Raw genomic sequence first — 2,412 nt, 5'->3', positions numbered from 1 at the left:
CGCCCCCCCCCCCCCCCCCGGCCCCGTGAGGGACGGGACGTCAGACGCTCTCGGGCTGCGGCGCGGGCGAGGTCTCGGCGGCGGCGGGCTGCGCCCGGCCCGGCAGGACGAGGCCCGCGACGAAGACGACGACGGCGGCGGCGACCGCCCACCAGAAGGCGTTGCTGAAGGACGCGTCGGTCGGGGCCGCGTGCTCGCCGCCACCCTGGATGATCAGCGCGACGACGGCGATGCCGAGCGACGCGCCGATCTGGTTGAGGATGAAGACCGCGCCGGTCGCGCCGCCCACGGACTCGCCGGGCACGGTGCGGTAGACCGCGCCCATGGTGGGGGCACCGACCAGGCCCATGCCGAAGCCGGCGGCGAGCTGGGCGACGGTCAGCACGGCCTGCGAGGTGTCGGCGCCGGACTGGGTGAACACCAGGGCCCCGGCCCCGATCAGCAGGGCGCCGAGCGGTACCAGTTGCCGGGCGCCGAACTTGTCCGCGAGCTTGCCGGCGATCGGCATGCCGATCAGGGTGCCGAAGCCCAGCGGGGCCAGCAGCAGACCGGACTCCAGGACGGTGTGGTGGTGGACCTGCTGGTAGTAGAGCGGCAGCAGGAAGAGCAGCGAGAACAGGCCGCCGCCGAGCAGGAACATGGTGGCCACCGCGGCGCTGAAGCCCTTGTTGGCGAAGAGCCGCAGGTCGATCAGCGGGGCCTTGTCGGTGCGCAGCGCGTGCACGACGTAGCCGATGAACAGCACGACGCCGAGGACCAGGCCGATGATCACCTTGGCGCTGCCGAAGCCCTCGCTGCCCGCCTGGGACAGCGCGTAGACGATCGCCGCGAAGCCGGGCGGGAGCAGGGCGATGCCGAGGCCGTCCACCGGCACCGGGTCCCCGCTGGGCGCCGGGTCGGCCGGCAGGACCTTGACCGCGAGGATGATCGCGGCGAGCGCGAACGGGATGTTGACCAGGAACATCCACACCCAGGACAGGTTCTCCAGCAGCAGGCCGCCGACGATCGGGCCGACCACCGGGCCGAGGGTGATCGGCACCGAGATGAGGCCCATCACCCGGCCGATCCGCGCCGGTCCGGCGGCGCCGGCCACCACGGTCATCATGATCGGGTCGACCATGCCGCCGCCGAGGCCCTGGAGGACGCGGAACGCGATCAAGGACTCGACGTTCCAGGCGACGGCGCACAGCGTCGAGCCGGCCAGGAAGAGGGTCAGGCCGAGCAGCCACATCCGCTTGGCACCGAAGCGGACCATGGCCCAGCCGGCCAGCGGGATGGCCAGCGCCACCGCGAGCAGGTAGCCGGTGGTGATCCACTCGACGCTGGCCAGGGTGGCGTTGAAGTGGCCGCCCAGGGTGCTGATCCCGACGTTGACGATGGTCGCGTCGAGGTAGGACATCATGCCGCCGAGCACCATGACGCCGACCAGGGTGAGCAGCGGGCGGTCGAGCCGGGCGGGCCCGCCCCCCGCCGCGTTCGTTTCAGACACGGAAACTCCTTTGCACCAGACCGCCAAGCTAAATGAACTAGGTAGTTCATTTCGATGGCTGGGACGGTAGCATGGCTCCATGAGTGTTGGCGAGACCGAAAAGACGACCGGGAGCCCCGGCGACCGGGGCCGGATGGACAAGCGCCGAGCGATCGTGGAGGCCGCCCTGCGGGTCTTCGCGCGGGTCGGCTACGCCCAGGCGAGCCTCGACCAGATCGCCACCGAGGCGGGGGTCGCGAAGCCCACGATCTACAACCACCTCGGGTCCAAGGAGAACCTCTTCCGGCACGTCATGACGGAGACCGCGGCGCGCTCCAACGCGAAGACGATGGACGTGCTGGAGTCCTTCCCCAACGAGCCGCAGGACCTGCGGCCCGGGCTGGAGGACGTGGCCCAGAAGCTGGTCGACTGCTACTGCGACGAGCAGTCCGAGTCGGTGCGCCGCCTGCTGTACGCCGAGGCGGTGCGCTTCCCCGACCTCTTCGACGCCGTCCGGGCGAGCGGGCCGGACCAGTTCGTCGACGCGCTGGCCGGCCGCCTGGCCAGGCTGGCCAACGCCGGGCAACTGCGGATCGAGGACCCGGTCCGCGCCGCCAACCAGTTCATCGCCCTCGTCTACGAGGAACTGCCGGGCCTGAGCGGGCTGGGCACGCGGCCGCTCGACCACGCCGAGGTGACCAAGGTCGTCACCGCCGGGGTCGACACCTTCCTGCGCGCCTTCGGTACGGGGGCAGGCGTCGACCCCGGTACCGCTTCCGGTACCGGGGTCTGACGGATCCGGCCTCAGCGGTCGAGCCGCTGGTACGACCCGCGGAAGAACAGCAGCGGATCGCCGTCGGCGAGCGCGTGGGGGCCCGGCCACCCGGGGGGCCCCCACAACCTGTGGACCGGGGGGGGTGCAGACCCCGCACCCCCCCCACCCC

General features: G+C 72.0%; 2 protein-coding genes. One reads left to right on the top strand and one right to left on the bottom strand.

The features are described 5' to 3' along the window. Positions 1-40 precede the first annotated feature (40 nt). Positions 41-1,489 (bottom strand): DHA2 family efflux MFS transporter permease subunit, encoded by a 1,449-nt coding sequence (locus tag ACFV4G_RS43365; RefSeq protein ID WP_380449158.1) that lies wholly within the window; start codon positions 1,487-1,489, stop codon positions 41-43. A gap of 79 nt (positions 1,490-1,568) precedes the next feature. On the opposite strand from ACFV4G_RS43365, the gene ACFV4G_RS43360 reads away from it, so the two are divergent. Further along, positions 1,569-2,261: a TetR/AcrR family transcriptional regulator gene (locus ACFV4G_RS43360; RefSeq protein ID WP_359973406.1), complete on the top strand. Its 693-nt coding sequence runs from the start codon at positions 1,569-1,571 to the stop codon at positions 2,259-2,261. Positions 2,262-2,412 lie beyond the last annotated feature (151 nt).

The organism is Kitasatospora sp. NPDC059747 (genome assembly GCF_042732955.1).
Taxonomy (GTDB): domain Bacteria; phylum Actinomycetota; class Actinomycetes; order Streptomycetales; family Streptomycetaceae; genus Kitasatospora.
Note: the sequence above shows the minus strand (reverse complement) of the source record. Positions and strands in the feature narration are given on the sequence as shown.

What these genes read in the sequence shown, in the direction of transcription:
- ACFV4G_RS43360 (WP_359973406.1), top strand. Translation starts at nt 1,569, where the DNA reads ATGAGTGTTGGCGAGACCGAAAAGACGACCGGGAGCCCCGGCGACCGG.